This window comes from Microcoleus sp. T3_A4 (assembly GCF_036700465.1).
In the GTDB taxonomy this organism is placed as follows: Bacteria; Cyanobacteriota; Cyanobacteriia; order Cyanobacteriales; family Microcoleaceae; genus Microcoleus.
The window spans coordinates 23,208-37,444 of record NZ_JAUBOY010000046.1 but is presented as its reverse complement, the minus strand read 5'-3'; the positions used below and the strand labels follow the sequence as shown (position 1 = coordinate 37,444).

The window sequence follows — 14,237 nt, the reverse complement described above, 5'->3', positions numbered from 1 at the left end:
ACATGGCACAAGCGTCTGTATCTCCTGTAGTGCTGATTATTCTAGACGGCTGGGGTTATCGTGAAGAAAAAGACGGAAATGCGATCGCCGCTGCGAAAACACCCGTGATGGACAGTCTCTGGGCTGCTTATCCCAGAACTCTGATTAAAACATCGGGTCGGGCGGTAGGGCTGCCTGACGGGCAAATGGGTAACTCAGAGGTTGGTCACTTGAATCTGGGCGCAGGCCGCGTCGTTCCTCAAGAGTTGGTGCGGATCTCGGATGCCGTGGAAGATGGTTCTTTGCTCGACAACCGGGCGCTGGTTGAGCTTTGCGAGAAAGTCCGCGCCACGGGCGGCAAGTTGCACCTGACTGGTCTTTGTTCTGAAGGTGGGGTTCATTCCCATCTCAGTCATATTAAGGGTTTGCTGCAATTAGCAAAGGCACAGGGTATTTCTGATGTCTGCATTCACGCGATTACAGACGGTCGTGATACTACTCCGAAAGAGGGTGTCGAAGCTTTAGGCAAGATTGAAAGTTATATCGCAGAGGTCGGGGTCGGTCGGATTGCGACCATCAGCGGCCGCTACTACGCGATGGACAGGGACAAGCGCTGGGATCGGGTGCAGCGCGCTTACGAGGTGATGACGACTGAGGGTGCTCCTGACGGTCGATCGGCTGTTGATGTCTTGCAGGCCTTCTATGCTGAAGGAGTGACCGACGAGTTTGCAGTTCCGACTCGGATTTCGCGCGGGGCGGTGGCATCCGGGGATGGGGTAATTTTCTTTAATTTTCGCCCGGACAGGGCTAGAGAATTGACTCAGGCTTTTGTATCTCCCGATTTTAAGGGGTTTGAACGGCAGTTAATTGAGCCGCTGGCGTTTGCGACTTTTACTCAGTACGACCCGAAACTGTCGGTAATGGTGGCTTTTGAACCGCAGAATTTGAACAATATTCTGGGCGAGGTGATTTCTAAGCACGGTTTGCAGCAGTTGCGGACGGCGGAAACTGAAAAGTACGCTCATGTGACTTATTTTTTTAATGGGGGTCTGGAAGAGCCTTTTATCGGGGAACACCGGGAGTTGGTGCAGAGCCCGATGGTGGGGACTTACGATGAGGCGCCCCAGATGTCGGCGGACTTGGTGACGGATGGGGTGGTGACGGCTTTGGAAAGAGGCATCTATTCGTTTATGGTGATTAACTACGCTAACCCGGATATGGTTGGTCATACGGGGATGATGGATGCGACGATAGTTGCGATCGAAACTGTGGATAAATGTTTGGGGCGGCTGGTGAGCGCCATTAGTAAAGCTGGGGGAACGGCAATTATTATTGCTGACCACGGAAATGCTGAGCAGATGTTTGACGAGGACGGGAATCCCTGGACGGCTCACACTACTAACCCCGTGCCGTTTATTCTGGTAGAGGGTGAAGGTCGGAAGATTCCGGGTCACGGAACGGATGTTCCTCTGAGGGCGGACGGTTGTTTGGCGGATATTGCGCCGACGATTCTGGAGCTGTTGAGGTTGCCTCAGCCCCCGGAGATGACGGGACGCTCTATGATTCGATCGCCTGAGTTTGAAGTTCGTGCCAATCGCACTCCGGTGCGAGTCCGATTGTAGTAGGGCTGGGCGAAATCTCGCTAAAGGTGGGGACACGGCCTCGTGTCCATTGTTGTCTATTTAAGGTATAACCCATAGTCCGACAGGGGTTGAAACCCCTGCCTCATAGCGAAAGTCCTCTCAAGAGGACTGAGAAGAAAAATTTTTAAACTCATGAGTCCTCATAGCGAGGACTTTAGCTATTAGACAGGGAATTCATTCCCTGGCGGACTGGCGGACTAACAGCTTAATTTGACAACAATGGGTACTGCCGTGCCCCTAAGCGAGTTTGCGGGCGATCGACCAAATTTGATATCATAATAAATTACCGATTACTAATTACCAATTCCCCCCGATTATGAATATTGTTGCTGTGTTACAAGTTATCTGGTCTTTGTCTGCTTTAGGACTTGTGATTTTTGTGTTGCTGCACAGTCCTAAAGGCGATGGTATTGGCGGGATTGGCGGACAAGCTCAATTGTTTACCAGCGCCAAGAGTGCAGAAACAAGTCTGAACCGGATTACTTGGGGTCTGTCTATTGTTTTTATGGGTTTGACTGTGATTTTGAGTGCTGGTTGGTTGGCGCCTAAGTTATAAGATTTGGATTTTTAACCGCAGATGAACGCAGATAGACGCAGATAATATCAAGTTCATCTGCGTTTATTTTCGTCTATTTTCGGTTGCAAAAATGCGGTTGTGGAAAGTTACGGTAAAATCTCGATTGCTGGCTGGCTTGGGATTGGCTGTATGTTGTTTTAGCCTGATAATTTTTACTCAGGTTAATACTCCGGCTGCAAGTCTTTCTTCTCTCCCGAATAGTTTGCCGAATCCACAGGTTCACCCTTTGCCACCAACGCTAGCGAATTGGCAAGATTCCACGGATAGCGGGGATTATTTTGACCAGGTTAAGCCACCGAATTTCGGTCATTTGTTGTGGTCTAAGTTTCCGATTCAGGTTTATGTTGAGCGTCCAGTTGATGCTAATAAGTCTGAAGAATGGGTGGCGGCTGTGTTGGATGTGGTGCGGGAATGGGGGGTTTATTTGCCTTTGGAAGTGGTGGATAGTTCGGAGATGGCTGATATTAGGATTTTACGTCGGGCTCCGCCTTTGCGTCAAGGGGTTTTGCGATCGCGCTCTGGAGAGGCTACCTATGAATTATATCCCCGTCGGGATGGCGATAAAACTGTGTTATCTCATCGGTTTTCGGTTTATCTAAATCCGACTCAAGTGGGTAAGTATATTCCGGCGACGGCGCGGCACGAGTTGGGTCACGCTTTGGGAATTTGGGGCCACAGTTTAATGGAAACTGATGTGCTTTATTTTTCTCAGGTGAGAAATCCTCCGCCTATTTCAGCCAGGGATGTTAATACTTTGAAGCGGGTTTATGAACAGCAGACTCGGCTAGGGTGGGAATTTCAGAGACTCGGCGATTGAAATTGCATCTACCCAAATAAAGTTCGCTTACGCGGACTTAAAAAACATAATAGTTAATAGGAAATATCAGAAAAATGAAAGATGAATGTTTTGGGATTGTGCCGATTTTGGGAAAGGAAGCTGATGCTTTGTTTTTGTTGATTCAACATCAAGCGGGACATTGGGCGTTTCCGAAAGGTCACGCTAATCCGGGGGAATCTCCTGCGGAAACGGCAAAGCGGGAATTTCTGGAGGAAACTGGTATATCGGATTTTGAAATGCTGGATGAGCCGAGTTTTACGGAACACTATTCTTTTGTTAAGGATGGGGAGCCGATTGAAAAAACTGTTACTTATTTTTTAGGTTTTGTCAAGTCGATGGAAGTGGTTTTGCAAGAGGAGGAAGTTCAAAATTCTGCTTGGCTTTCTTTTGAGGAAGCTGTTAAACGGATTACTTTTGATGCAAACCGCTTAATGTTTGGGGAAGTTAAGGCATATTTGGATGGCAGGAAGTTATACTAATTCTCGCCTCGTCTTGCAACAATGATGAGTGTGGGTTTGTTTGCTGAAATATTGTGTAAGGTGCGTCGCTCAAAGATTGTGGATATTATTTAAGGTTTTTGAGGGCGACGCAGCCTACAGATACTGTTTGCTAAGAAAATTGAGGCAGGATTTAGTATAAGTTCATATCGATAAACCTCTTGCAAAAATAATTGGGACGGGCAAGATGCCCATCCCACAAGAGTTATTTTTTCTTGTGGGATGGGCATCTTGCCCGTCCCATTAATTGAGGAAAAGGATTTTTCAAGAGGTCTAATAAACCCGGTAACTTTTGCGATACCGGGTTTATTAAGTGTCAGATTTGGTGGGCGAATCCTCCCACAAATCTGAGATTATATCGTTTCCGGTTGCATCAGAATAATAAAATCGAGTTAACAGTCAACACTCAAAAATTATTCAGTTTTTCTACTGACAGTCAACCGTCAACAGTCAACAGTCAACTATCATTCAGGTGCAACCGGAATTGATATTATTTGTTGATTTTCTGAGCTTCGGCGTGGTGTTGCAAGCGAGAGAAAACGTTGTAGGCGTCGGGGCCGGGATTGTCATGTTCGACTGCACCGTCGATGGGGCCGTCGATGGCTTTCCAAGCAGGAATTCCGCCTTGTAGTTCGGCTACTTTTCTAAAGCCTGCTGCGCGGAGAAGATTGGCAGCTTCGACGGTTTGTTCGTCGTTTTCGCCGTAGATGTAGATGTCGCGGATGGGTTCTAAACTCGATTGTGCGCGATCGACTAATTCGTCTATTGGCATCGGTACGGCGCCGGTAATGTGGCTTTTGGTGAAGCTTTCAAAGTCACGGGCGTCGATGATTGTGAGTCCGGGTTCGCCCCAATCTAAACGGGCTTTGAGGTCGTGGCTAGATGCTTGAGCTTTTAAACCGGGAGGGGTGGGAGTAAAGTCGGGAAGTTTTTCTTTGATGTTGGAAATTTGGTCGGGAATAGTTTTCATGGGTAAAGTGTTGTTGAATGTTTTGATTGCCATTGCAATGTAACAAGATGCTTAACTTGAATTCGTCTTTCTAAAGGCAGAATCGAGCATTGAACTAAAGTCGCAGTTAGGCTGGTTTCCGGGTTATTAGCTGCGGTTGGGATCGCTACATTTGTTGAGGTTGCTAGAGCCTAGCGAGCTGTGCTTAAAATTGTTTCGATCGCATTTGGTGCAGAGATTTTGAACTGCGATCGCTCGTTTGATTCGCTATTTTATCAAACAATCACATTTTAGTCAATGCCTATTATTTTTAAATTAACTTTGCATAAGTTGTGCGTAGCCTCGCGCGGATTTTTGCGGAAAAGTTTAAATGTTTGCCAGCAAGGTTTCTGGTAAAATTTAAAAGTAAAAACAAGTATTTAAAGGTATGGATATGTCTGAGAAAAGTGAAATTGCGGTGCCTATAACTTTGACACCGGAAGAGCAAGCGGTGTGGGATGCGAAGGCGAAAGTTCGGGTACTGCTGAATTTGTGGGATTTGAGCGGCGGGAAGATGAAGGTGAAAAAGGGGGATTTGACTAAGCGGATTGTGCGGACTAATGAGACGAGTCAGAGATATGTGGAAGTGCTCGGCGAGTTGCAGGCGACTGGGGCGATCGAGTATTCGCTGGTAAATCGGGTGACGCTGGTGGAATTGACGGCGAAGGGGAAAGAAGTTTTAGCGCAGGGGCTCAAAAGTCGGGATTCTTTGTTTGAGTTTGATGGTTCTCAAATTGGTACTCGGCTGGGAAATTCTTTGTTGAAGTGGATTCGGCATCAGGATAGTGCGGCAAGTGTTGCGGTTGAAAAGGGGAAGGGGGATGTAGGGGCGATCGCATCCTATGAAGATTTTAAGGCTGTGGCGATCGATGTGTATGACAGCTTGAACCGGGATTATAACTTAGATGATTTAGTGCCGATTTATCGGATGCGTCGGGCGATCGGGGAAAGAGTCAGCCGTTCTCAGTTCAATGAGTGGCTGTTGGAAATGCAGGCTAAGGGCTTTTTTCTGCTTCAGGGGGGTGAAATGACAGATATTACGCCTGATAAAGCTGAAGACTCCATTAAGACTTCATTGGGTGAATTACGCTACTACGCAACGCGCTTAATTTCTCAAGCTTAAACGATTAAGCTTCATTCTGGTTCAGCTTTTTACCTCACACAAATCACTATGACTATTTCTCCGATTGAAGAACTCAATGCAGCTATCCAAAGTTATAACCCATTCCCAAGTGGTGCTGCCGTTGTCAGAGAACAAGACGTTTGGGAGCAGGGATTCCCTGATGTTACGACGCTGAATGCTCATGCTTCGGATGCAGTTTATCAGGCAATCAACCGAGTTCATCATGCTAGAACAGCCCGTGAAAAAGTAACTTCAATGGTCATAACAGCTAGTAAAGGAGTTGGTAAGAGCCATGTTATTAGTCGTATTCATCATCGTCTTAAAGCTGATGGCAGTGCCTTATTTATTTATGCTGGTGTGGAGACATACGACATAAACTTTGTTAATTATTACTTTCTACAAACTTTAGCAGATAGTCTCAATCATAACGGTAGTCAAGGGGTAACACAGTGGCAGGAACTAGCCGCAGCTATGGTTAACCAAGTGGAGAAAAATGTAAATTCCAATGCAGAGACTATTGCAGCTAAAGATGTAGTCGAAAAATATAGTCAAGCCGAAAATAATAACTGGGTAGATGAGTTAGTAACTAAATACAGGCGAATAAGACGCAGTGACCCTGACATTATTCGTGCCATTTTTTTGACACTCTCGGAAGACTATTCAGATTTTGCAGTTAAGTGGTTATCTGGAAAGAACTTAGCTGAAGTGAGAGCTAAGGCTATGGGATTACCAAATCCTAGCACAGAAGAGAAATATCAAAATGCTGAAGCCTTTAAGACGATTTCACAAATTTTGAGTTTGGTTAGCGAATATAAGCCTTTAGTTATTTGTTTTGATGAACTCGATTTGGATAACGGAGTTGATCCCGAAACTGGCTTAACAAGACCACTAGCGATAGCTGGTTTAATTAAGCCTTTGGTAGATGACATTAAACTGTCTGAACAAAGTAAAGGTTTTGTAATTCTAACCGTAATGATGCCTGATACATGGACACAGAAGATCAAGCTTATGCCTGGTGGAGTGGTAGATCGAGTTTCTAAAAGAGGAGAGCCAATCCGATTAACATTTATGGATGGTGACTCTATTATTCAGCTAGTTTCACTATGGATGCAAGAGTTTTATCAGTCAAGCAATTTAATCCCCCATAGCCCAATATATCCTTTTGAAGAAAACCAACTGCGAGACTTGGGCAGAAATTCTGATAGCTCTGCCAGAAGAGTGTTGATATGGTGTTCGGAAAACTTTAAGATTCTTGGTGCTGTCGATCCAAAACCATCAGAAGACCTTGTTGAAATTGAATATAATAAGGCCGTTATATCTGTTGAAAATTCCCTCACAACCTTGCTGGACGAGAAAATCACATTAGCTGATGCTCTTTGGCTGAGTTTCTCCACCATAATTGGACAGACTTTAGAAAATGTTAAAATCAATAGTCTTGAAAAGATTAAGTGCAGTCCGTCCGAAAAAAGCTACAGCATGGACTTCAAAATCATAGGTGAAGAAAATGGAAACACCGTCAAAATTGGAGTAATGGTTCTTCAAATACCGAGCGGGATGGGTGTACAAGCTGGATTGAAGCGTCTAATCGACTATAAAAAGTTTAAAATCACTCGTGGCTGCTTAGTTCGTTCTAAAGAGATTAATTCTGGTGCGACGAAAGCCCAAGGATATTTAAGCGATCTTCTGTCTCCTCAGTTAGGTGGGGAATGGGTAAAGTTGACAAAGGATAACGTCAAGACCCTTCTAGCTATCCGATCAGTTTATTGCAGTCGTGAAAATTATGATTTTACGGAGGCAGAAATTTTTGATTTTATTGCCACAAAGAAGCTAGTAGTTGATAATTATATCATCCGTGAAATTTTGAGCAATCCGTCTGGTCAGGTTCCTAGTAATTTGAGTAAGGAATGAATAAATAAGTGTTGATTGACATTGCTCTACGTCTACCAGCTCCAGATATTGAGGCTTTAATCGAAGGACGAATGATTGCAGCTATGCCTCGGATGTTTCTGAATCCGGGGCGGACATTTGCTTTGTATCCTGCCGATAATTCTAATATGCCCTTGATGAAACCTAAGCAAATGAGCTTGTTTCCAGATTCAGGTCAATTAGAACTCCCCCTGGTAATTTTAGATAAAGTTTCGATCAAAGCTTGGGCTAGGTGCGAATTGTGCCAAATGGTTAATGAGCCTGAATCATTAGAGGCTTTGTCGCGGTTAACAGTCTGGAAAACAGAGGCATTACAGCAAACTCTCCTAGAAAAACCTTATATTTTTGTAGCTTACCTGCGAGTTTATTTACTGCCTCAGCCACTGGAAATGCCAGTGCATCCCAGCGGCAATTTTGTACCTTTGCCAAAATCCCTAAATGTTACTGATTCAACGCCTGTGTTGAGCGAGTCTATCTTTGCCAAACGCCGTCAAAAGCTGGAAAAACTAGAGCCTCCTGAACATCCAGAATTGGAAGAGTTGCAAAGTGCATTAGTGCATTTATCCACCACCAACCCAAAAGCCAAACAACTAGACGCAGAAATCAAAATGTTTCTAGGTTGGAGTAGCGATAAGCCTGTAAAACCAATCAAACCGGATTTAGCTTGGATAAAGACTATAGCAGCTTTGGGAAATCGCACCAAAGAACTAGATACAGACAAAAGCAACTATCGAGCAGGAACAGACTTTGAAATTGTAGTGCGCGATAGCCTTAAGTTTTTGGGATTTACCATAGATTATGCTCACAAAGGTGGTGCTGGTGGCTTAGATTTATTATGCTCAAAACCTTACCCCTTAGTTGGCGAGTGCAAAGCCGGTAAAAAAATCCCTAATGATACAGCAGTTCAATTGCTGAATTTAGGAACGCTACGGCTCCAAGATAAAGAAACCCTCGCAAAAGCAACTAAGTTGATTATTGGCCCGGGCGTTCCAACTACTCAACTTATGGATGCAGCAAAAGTACACGGTATGGCAATTATGAACCCGGAGACGCTTGAAAAACTGGTTAAACTTCAAAGCAACTATCCTAACTCGGTAGACTTATTTAAACTGAAAGAATACTTAAAACCGGGACAATCAGATGATGAAGTTGCTAAATATATTGAGCAAGTTGAACAAGAAATTAAAGTGCGATCGCACTTAGTCCAACTCGTGAAAGATTACTTGGAAAAAACCCAATCTCAAAATGTGGGATTTGGCGAACTCTACGGCGTCTATGCCTACTCAAATACCCCTCAACCTTTGTTAAGTCGAAAACAATTGCATGAAGTGACAGTCGAACTTTCTTCACCGCTGACGGGTTACTTAGGGCGAGAAAAGGGAAGTGATGCGGAGGGCGATCGCTTTTATTTCCTGCGCGAATTGTCGCTAGATGATTGAGATACGTCAAGGGCGATTCCCTGCGGGATAGCTTCGCTTCACGTACTTCATTCAATTTCCTACACAGCATCAGGATCTACGCCCAATTCCCGCAACCTCGCCGCCAACCTTTCAGCTTTCTGCAATTGAGCTTGTTCTGCCTTAATTAACCCTTCCACCAATGGCGGATCTAAAATTTCAGTGACTGATAATCTCAGATTGGGAAATACTACCGATTCCATTTCCTCACCAGGCAAGAAATCTGTACACGTGTAACCATCTTCACCTTCAATCAATGCAAAAAGCCGAATTTTTTGCTTGCCCATTTTAGGGTCAACTATGCAATATTCCGGCACATTAGCTAATTCGTATTCTCCGCGTTTGATTACGTAATCTTCGCGGCGATTTTCGCTAACTACTTCTACCACTAACAGCGGCTTTTCATCAAATTCGAGGATACCTGCACCGGGTCTAGCAGCAGCTTGTTCCAAAAGACTTTGAGTGCAGACAACTACATCGGGAATCCGAGATTTATCTTCATCTGTTCTCACTCCAAGACCCGTTTTTACTACTAAGTCGAGATTGTGTTCAGCTAGGTAACGCTGCAATTGGTAAACTAAATATTCGCAAATTTTGATGTGTAAAATTGTTGCTGTTGGCATCGGGATTAATTTGCCTTTGTACAGTTCATATTTTACATCAGATTCTCCTTGATAAAATCGGTATTCTTCAAAAGTTAATGTCGGCGAAGTATCGAGCTGTTTTTCTTCGACTGCTGGCACAATAGATTGAGACATATATTTTTACCTATCTCGATAGTTTTCTATTATACTCAATTTTGATTTTAACACTCAAGGCATTGAGTACGAAAAGATCGCCCTTATTGACAATCAAGCAATTTGATCCGGTTAAATATTTAGTTCAGTTCACCATTTGGGCGATCGCCTCAACAAGGCTGTAGCTGCCTCACTGTCGAGAGGTTTAGAGAAAAAGTATCCCTGACCGTACTCGCAGCCGATCGCCCGCAGTTGAGCCAATTGGACGGCGGTTTCGACACCTTCTGCCACTACCTCCATCCCCAAACTGCGGGCCAGCATGACGATCGCCCGCACGATTTCCAAATTTTCGCCCGTTTCCCCGATGCGACTGACAAAAGAGCGATCGACCTTCAAAATATTAATCGGGAACTTGTGCAAATAACTCAGAGACGAATAACCAGTGCCAAAATCATCAATGCACAAATCAATCCCCAAATCTCTCAACTGCGAAAGCATCGCCGCCGCCGCTTCCCCATCTTCCATCACCACAGTCTCAGTAATCTCCAACTTCAAACAGCGAGCATCAACACCCGTTTCCTGCAAAACTTGCTTAATTTGCTCGATGGATTCCGGTTCCGAAAACTGCCTCCCCGAAAGATTTACTGCTACAGTCAGCCGCGAATTTCCCACAGGTAAATTCAAACTCTGCCACTGAATAATTTGGCGACAGCTTTCGTTCAAAACCCACAAACCCAAAGGCATAATTAACCCAGTTTCCTCCGCCATCGCAATAAATTCCATCGGGGAAACTAAACCCCGTTCCGGGTGCAGCCAGCGCACCAGCGCCTCAAATCCGATAACTGAACCAGTTTTCAAACTAACGATCGGCTGATAATAAACAGTAAAAGGACATTCCAATTTTAAAGCAGTCACTTGCGACTTCGGACGCTCCAATCTCCGATCAATTTCACTCATGGGCGAGTTTTCTGCCGCCGTCCCACAGGCGAAATCCACTATCGAATATTTCAAATTTAGTTCTTCAACCGACTCCCGCAAATCATGTTCCAAGTGCATCAAAGCCACAGCCTGAGTGTGCATCGCACGGGTAAAAACTTCGTAGCGAGCTTTACCGAGAGCTTTCGCGCGGTACATTGCAATATCAGCATCGCGCAAAATATCTCCCGGCCACTGATATTTGTCGGTACTCAAAGCAATGCCGATGCTAGCAGTAATTAAAACTTTATTACCTTCCAAATAAAGCGGTCGTTCGATCGTTTTGAGAATTGCCTTTGCTTGGGCGATCGCCTCATCAACACCTTTAATTTCCTCAAGCAAAATCACAAACTCATCTCCCCCTAGACGAGCCACCGTATCCCCTGGCCGCAAACAAGTCAAGAGACGGCGAGCCACAGCCACCAACAGTCGATCGCCCGTGCGGTGTCCCTGACTGTCATTAATCACCTTAAACCTGTCCAAATCCAGAAACAGCACCGCAAACTGCTCGCTCGGATGCCGTTGGGCGCGGGCAAAAGCTTGCCCCAACCTGTCAGTCAACAAAGCACGGTTCGGCAACTCCGTCAGCGCATCGTGCAAAGCATCGTGCAACAATTGTTCTTCAGCCATCTTGCGCTCAGTCACGTCGTGACAGTTGACCACAATTCCCCGCACCGAAGGTTCGTTGAGCAAATTCGTCGCCACCGCTTCCAACACGCACCAGGAACCGTCCTTGTGCTGCACTCGGTATTCCGCCATTCCCAGGCTAACTCTGGGCCTTTGCATGATACCTTTGAACACTTGATCCACTATCAGCAATTCGTCAGGGTGAATCAAGTCAAATATTGATCTGCCGAGCACTTCCGCCGTCGGGTAGCCCAAAATCCGCTCTAGGGAAGGAGAGACATAGCGGCAAAAGCCTTTCTCGTCGAGAATCACAATAATGTCTCTAGCATTTTCAATCAACGATCGAAAGCGCTTCTCGCTTTGTCGCAGCTCTTGTTCCGTGCGCTTCTGGTCGGTAATATCGGTATTCATGTAAATCAGACCGACAATTTTCCCTGTGCGGTCTTTAATAGCATCTGCCCGCAGCAAAACTTGCAAAGTTTGACCGCTTTTAGTGCAGTTGGTAATTTCACCAAACCAAGAATAACCTTGGGCGATCGTGTCGAGTACCTCCTGGGCGACTGCGGGGTCAGCAAAAACTGCCGATATACCTCCGGCTAGTTTAAATTCCTCTGCCGTGTCCCATTCAAATAGCTGAGAAAACGCTTGATTTTGATAGATGTGAGTGCCGTTCGCATCGCTGATGCCGATCGCGTCACTCGAACTTTCCACCGCCTTGCGAGTCAGCACCAGAGCTTCTTCTGCCCGCTTGCGCTCGGTAATGTCAATCCCTACCAGACAAGCTGCTTTGCCCTCATCGTACTTTTGAGCCACAATCAAATAGTATCCCTCGGACTGTCCCTCGTCGGTTTGTACCTTAACGCTGAGTTCTTTAACCGCTTCGGTAGCGTCACCGGCAAAAAACTCCACCACAAAAGAGTTAAAATCCGAGCTAGCGCCCAGAAAACCAATATCTTGACCAACAAAAGCCGAAGGCGGCAAACCATGCAGTTTGGCTAAGTGCTGGTTAACCCCCAAATAGCGAAAATCCGAGCTAATCCAAGATACTGTGCCCGGAACTGCTTCCAAAATCGTTTGCAGTTGGTCGTTAGCTTGCTGCAATGCTTCGTATACTTCACATATTGGTTCCGACAAGTCAGATTGAACTCCTACGAAGTGAGTCAAATTAGCGTTGTCGTCTCGCACGGGAGATAGCGATAATTTGCTCCAAAAAGGAGTGCCGTCTTTGCGGTAATTTTTAATTGTTGTCTGGATTTCTCGACCTTGGCGCAAGGCTTCGCGGATTTTAGCTACAGTAGTTCGATCGGTATCCGGGCCTTGCAAAAATCGGCAATTGCGCCCCAAGATTTCACTCGCACCGTAACCTGTCATCCGTTCAAAAGCCGGATTGCAATAAATTATGGGACAGTCGGGTGCATTGGCGTCAGCAATGACAATGCCGCTGCTAGTAGCGGCCAAAGCTCGATCGCGTAGCCACAGGGCTTCTGATGCAGTATGGCGATCGCCGACATCCCCCACTTCACCTAAATTAGAAATTGACTGGTTCTCCCGATCTCCCATCAGCCGAACTTTCAAGCAAACCTTTACAATTTCCGAGTTGTTTCTTACTCTAACGTTTTTCAGGACTCGCGCAACGCAAATTGTATCTCCACATTTAAGTAAGCGGGATTTCACCTTACTTAGTGGTTAGTTGTATTTTGTACCCTTGCTGTTCGGCATTTAAAAAAGCACATCTTCACTTCTGCTGTGACAAACCCTCCATTCTTCTCCCCCTCAGACTCTCTCCCCCTCTCCCCTTCTCCCCGCGCCCTGGCAATCATGATCTGCAGCAGCTTATTTAGCAGGAGTTGCAGCTTGAGAAGTCGGCGGCGCAATATTAATTAATGGCAAAGTTCCGCCTCCTCCCATTACTGTCGGAAACTGGCCGTTCCATTTTTCAATTGCTTGCTGCTGCAAAATTTCGGCTGTTAAAGTTTGCCGCTGCAAGCGTTGAGCTTCAGCTTTACCTTTAGCACGGTTAATTTCAGCTTGAGCATCTTGGGTTGCTTTTTGAACTGTAAATTCTGCTTGTTTAGCTTCTTGTTCGGCTATTTGTTTGGATTCAATGGCTTTGCTAAATTCTGGAGAAAAGCCAAAATTTATTAACGAAACATCTCTGACGATGACGCCGTAAGGTTCCAAACGTTTTTTGAGGCTGTTGTCGATTTCTGTTTTGAGTTCCGTGCGCTTAGTGATAATTTCTTCTGCGGTTTTTTTAGAAGTTGCTGCTTTGAGAACTTCCGAAATTGCCGGACTCAGAATGCTGGTAACAATTTGTTCTTCGTCTCCCACTTGTTGAAAAACTTGATTAACTTTGGCGGGGTCAACATTCCAGTTGACTGCCAAATCTGTAGTAATGCTTTGCAAATCTTTGGATGCTGCATCTGCTTTCAAATCTGTTTTTTGTACCCGCACGCTGAGAGTTTTTACAGAGGTGAAGATCGGTAAAATCGGGTGGATGCCTTCATCTAAAATCACGTCTTGAACTTTCCCGAAGCGCATCATGACGCCCCGTTCTCCTGCGCCGACGAGGGCAAAAGGTCTTAAAATTAAGGCAGCGATGATGAAGACGATGCCACCGACTAAGTAGAGAGCTAGGTTGTACTGAACACTTTGCACGGTTTTCATATGTTGATTCACCTATGTTGTGTTACTTGATGTTAGTTTTATATTCGATATTATCTAAAATTATAACTTCATGTTAATGGTGCAACACCTCATAAATTATTTTATTTTTTTTTCATAAAAGTCATATAGTTGTGAGGGTGTGGGAACCTCTTAGCTCGATGAACGGGGATGAACAATGGCACTTGTATAGCAATCCTTGCAGG

At 45.2% G+C, this 14,237-nt stretch carries 11 protein-coding genes; 7 read left to right on the top strand and 4 right to left on the bottom strand.

The features are described from left to right. The first annotated feature begins 2 nt into the window (after positions 1-2). The 4 genes from gpmI to QUA07_RS23195 all read left to right on the top strand — a co-directional run bounded on the left by gpmI (position 3) and on the right by QUA07_RS23195 (position 3,516). Entirely contained in the window at positions 3-1,601 is a 1,599-nt protein-coding gene (gene gpmI, locus QUA07_RS23210) for a 2,3-bisphosphoglycerate-independent phosphoglycerate mutase (RefSeq protein WP_333329752.1), read from the top strand. 337 nt (positions 1,602-1,938) lie between these two features. Beyond that, positions 1,939-2,178 (top strand): preprotein translocase subunit SecG, encoded by a 240-nt coding sequence (secG, locus tag QUA07_RS23205; protein ID WP_333057626.1) that lies wholly within the window; start codon positions 1,939-1,941, stop codon positions 2,176-2,178. Between the two features lie 91 nt (positions 2,179-2,269). Then, positions 2,270-3,016: a peptidase gene (locus tag QUA07_RS23200; protein ID WP_333329749.1), complete on the top strand. Its 747-nt coding sequence runs from the start codon at positions 2,270-2,272 to the stop codon at positions 3,014-3,016. Positions 3,017-3,090: 74 nt separating this feature from the next. Further along, positions 3,091-3,516 carry an NUDIX domain-containing protein gene (locus QUA07_RS23195; protein ID WP_333329747.1) on the top strand — a complete coding sequence of 142 codons (426 nt, stop codon included), beginning with the start codon at positions 3,091-3,093 and terminating at the stop codon, positions 3,514-3,516. Between the two features lie 508 nt (positions 3,517-4,024). Here QUA07_RS23195 and QUA07_RS23190 read toward each other — a convergent pair. Further along, on the bottom strand, positions 4,025-4,537 hold the full coding sequence (locus QUA07_RS23190; RefSeq protein ID WP_333329744.1) for a rhodanese-like domain-containing protein: 513 nt from the start codon (positions 4,535-4,537) through the stop codon (positions 4,025-4,027). A gap of 379 nt (positions 4,538-4,916) precedes the next feature. Between QUA07_RS23190 and QUA07_RS23185 the strand changes: the two genes are divergently transcribed. From QUA07_RS23185 to QUA07_RS23175, 3 genes are read left to right on the top strand one after another with little or no spacing between them, the layout of a single operon-like run. Then, positions 4,917-5,645 (top strand): hypothetical protein, encoded by a 729-nt coding sequence (locus tag QUA07_RS23185; RefSeq protein WP_333253493.1) that lies wholly within the window; start codon positions 4,917-4,919, stop codon positions 5,643-5,645. 48 nt (positions 5,646-5,693) lie between these two features. Continuing rightward, positions 5,694-7,553, top strand: coding sequence for an AAA family ATPase (locus QUA07_RS23180; protein ID WP_333253491.1), 1,860 nt, complete (start codon positions 5,694-5,696; stop codon positions 7,551-7,553). An 8-nt stretch (positions 7,554-7,561) separates the two neighbouring features. Next, a complete protein-coding gene (locus QUA07_RS23175) occupies positions 7,562-9,010 on the top strand; it encodes a DUF1802 family protein (protein ID WP_333253489.1) in 1,449 nt (482 codons plus the stop codon). Between the two features lie 59 nt (positions 9,011-9,069). Here QUA07_RS23175 and QUA07_RS23170 read toward each other — a convergent pair whose 3' ends face one another. The 3 genes from QUA07_RS23170 to QUA07_RS23160 form a co-directional block, all read right to left on the bottom strand. Beyond that, positions 9,070-9,786, bottom strand: coding sequence for a Uma2 family endonuclease (locus QUA07_RS23170; protein ID WP_333253486.1), 717 nt, complete (start codon positions 9,784-9,786; stop codon positions 9,070-9,072). A gap of 129 nt (positions 9,787-9,915) precedes the next feature. Next, positions 9,916-12,927 (bottom strand): EAL domain-containing protein, encoded by a 3,012-nt coding sequence (locus tag QUA07_RS23165; protein ID WP_333329741.1) that lies wholly within the window; start codon positions 12,925-12,927, stop codon positions 9,916-9,918. 273 nt (positions 12,928-13,200) lie between these two features. Beyond that, positions 13,201-14,034, bottom strand: a complete 834-nt coding sequence (locus tag QUA07_RS23160) for a prohibitin family protein (RefSeq protein ID WP_333083791.1) — start codon at positions 14,032-14,034, stop codon at positions 13,201-13,203. Positions 14,035-14,237 lie beyond the last annotated feature (203 nt).

Bases quoted from the DNA above. Each gene is read 5' to 3' on its own strand.
- gpmI (WP_333329752.1), top strand. From the start codon at position 3: ATGGCACAAGCGTCTGTATCTCCTGTAGTGCTGATTATTCTAGACGGC.
- secG (WP_333057626.1), top strand. From the start codon at position 1,939: ATGAATATTGTTGCTGTGTTACAAGTTATCTGGTCTTTGTCTGCTTTA.
- QUA07_RS23200 (WP_333329749.1), top strand. From the start codon at position 2,270: ATGCGGTTGTGGAAAGTTACGGTAAAATCTCGATTGCTGGCTGGCTTG.
- QUA07_RS23195 (WP_333329747.1), top strand. From the start codon at position 3,091: ATGAAAGATGAATGTTTTGGGATTGTGCCGATTTTGGGAAAGGAAGCT.
- QUA07_RS23190 (WP_333329744.1), bottom strand. From the start codon at position 4,537: ATGGCAATCAAAACATTCAACAACACTTTACCCATGAAAACTATTCCC.
- QUA07_RS23185 (WP_333253493.1), top strand. From the start codon at position 4,917: ATGTCTGAGAAAAGTGAAATTGCGGTGCCTATAACTTTGACACCGGAA.
- QUA07_RS23180 (WP_333253491.1), top strand. From the start codon at position 5,694: ATGACTATTTCTCCGATTGAAGAACTCAATGCAGCTATCCAAAGTTAT.
- QUA07_RS23170 (WP_333253486.1), bottom strand. From the start codon at position 9,786: ATGTCTCAATCTATTGTGCCAGCAGTCGAAGAAAAACAGCTCGATACT.
- QUA07_RS23165 (WP_333329741.1), bottom strand. From the start codon at position 12,927: ATGGGAGATCGGGAGAACCAGTCAATTTCTAATTTAGGTGAAGTGGGG.
- QUA07_RS23160 (WP_333083791.1), bottom strand. From the start codon at position 14,034: ATGAAAACCGTGCAAAGTGTTCAGTACAACCTAGCTCTCTACTTAGTC.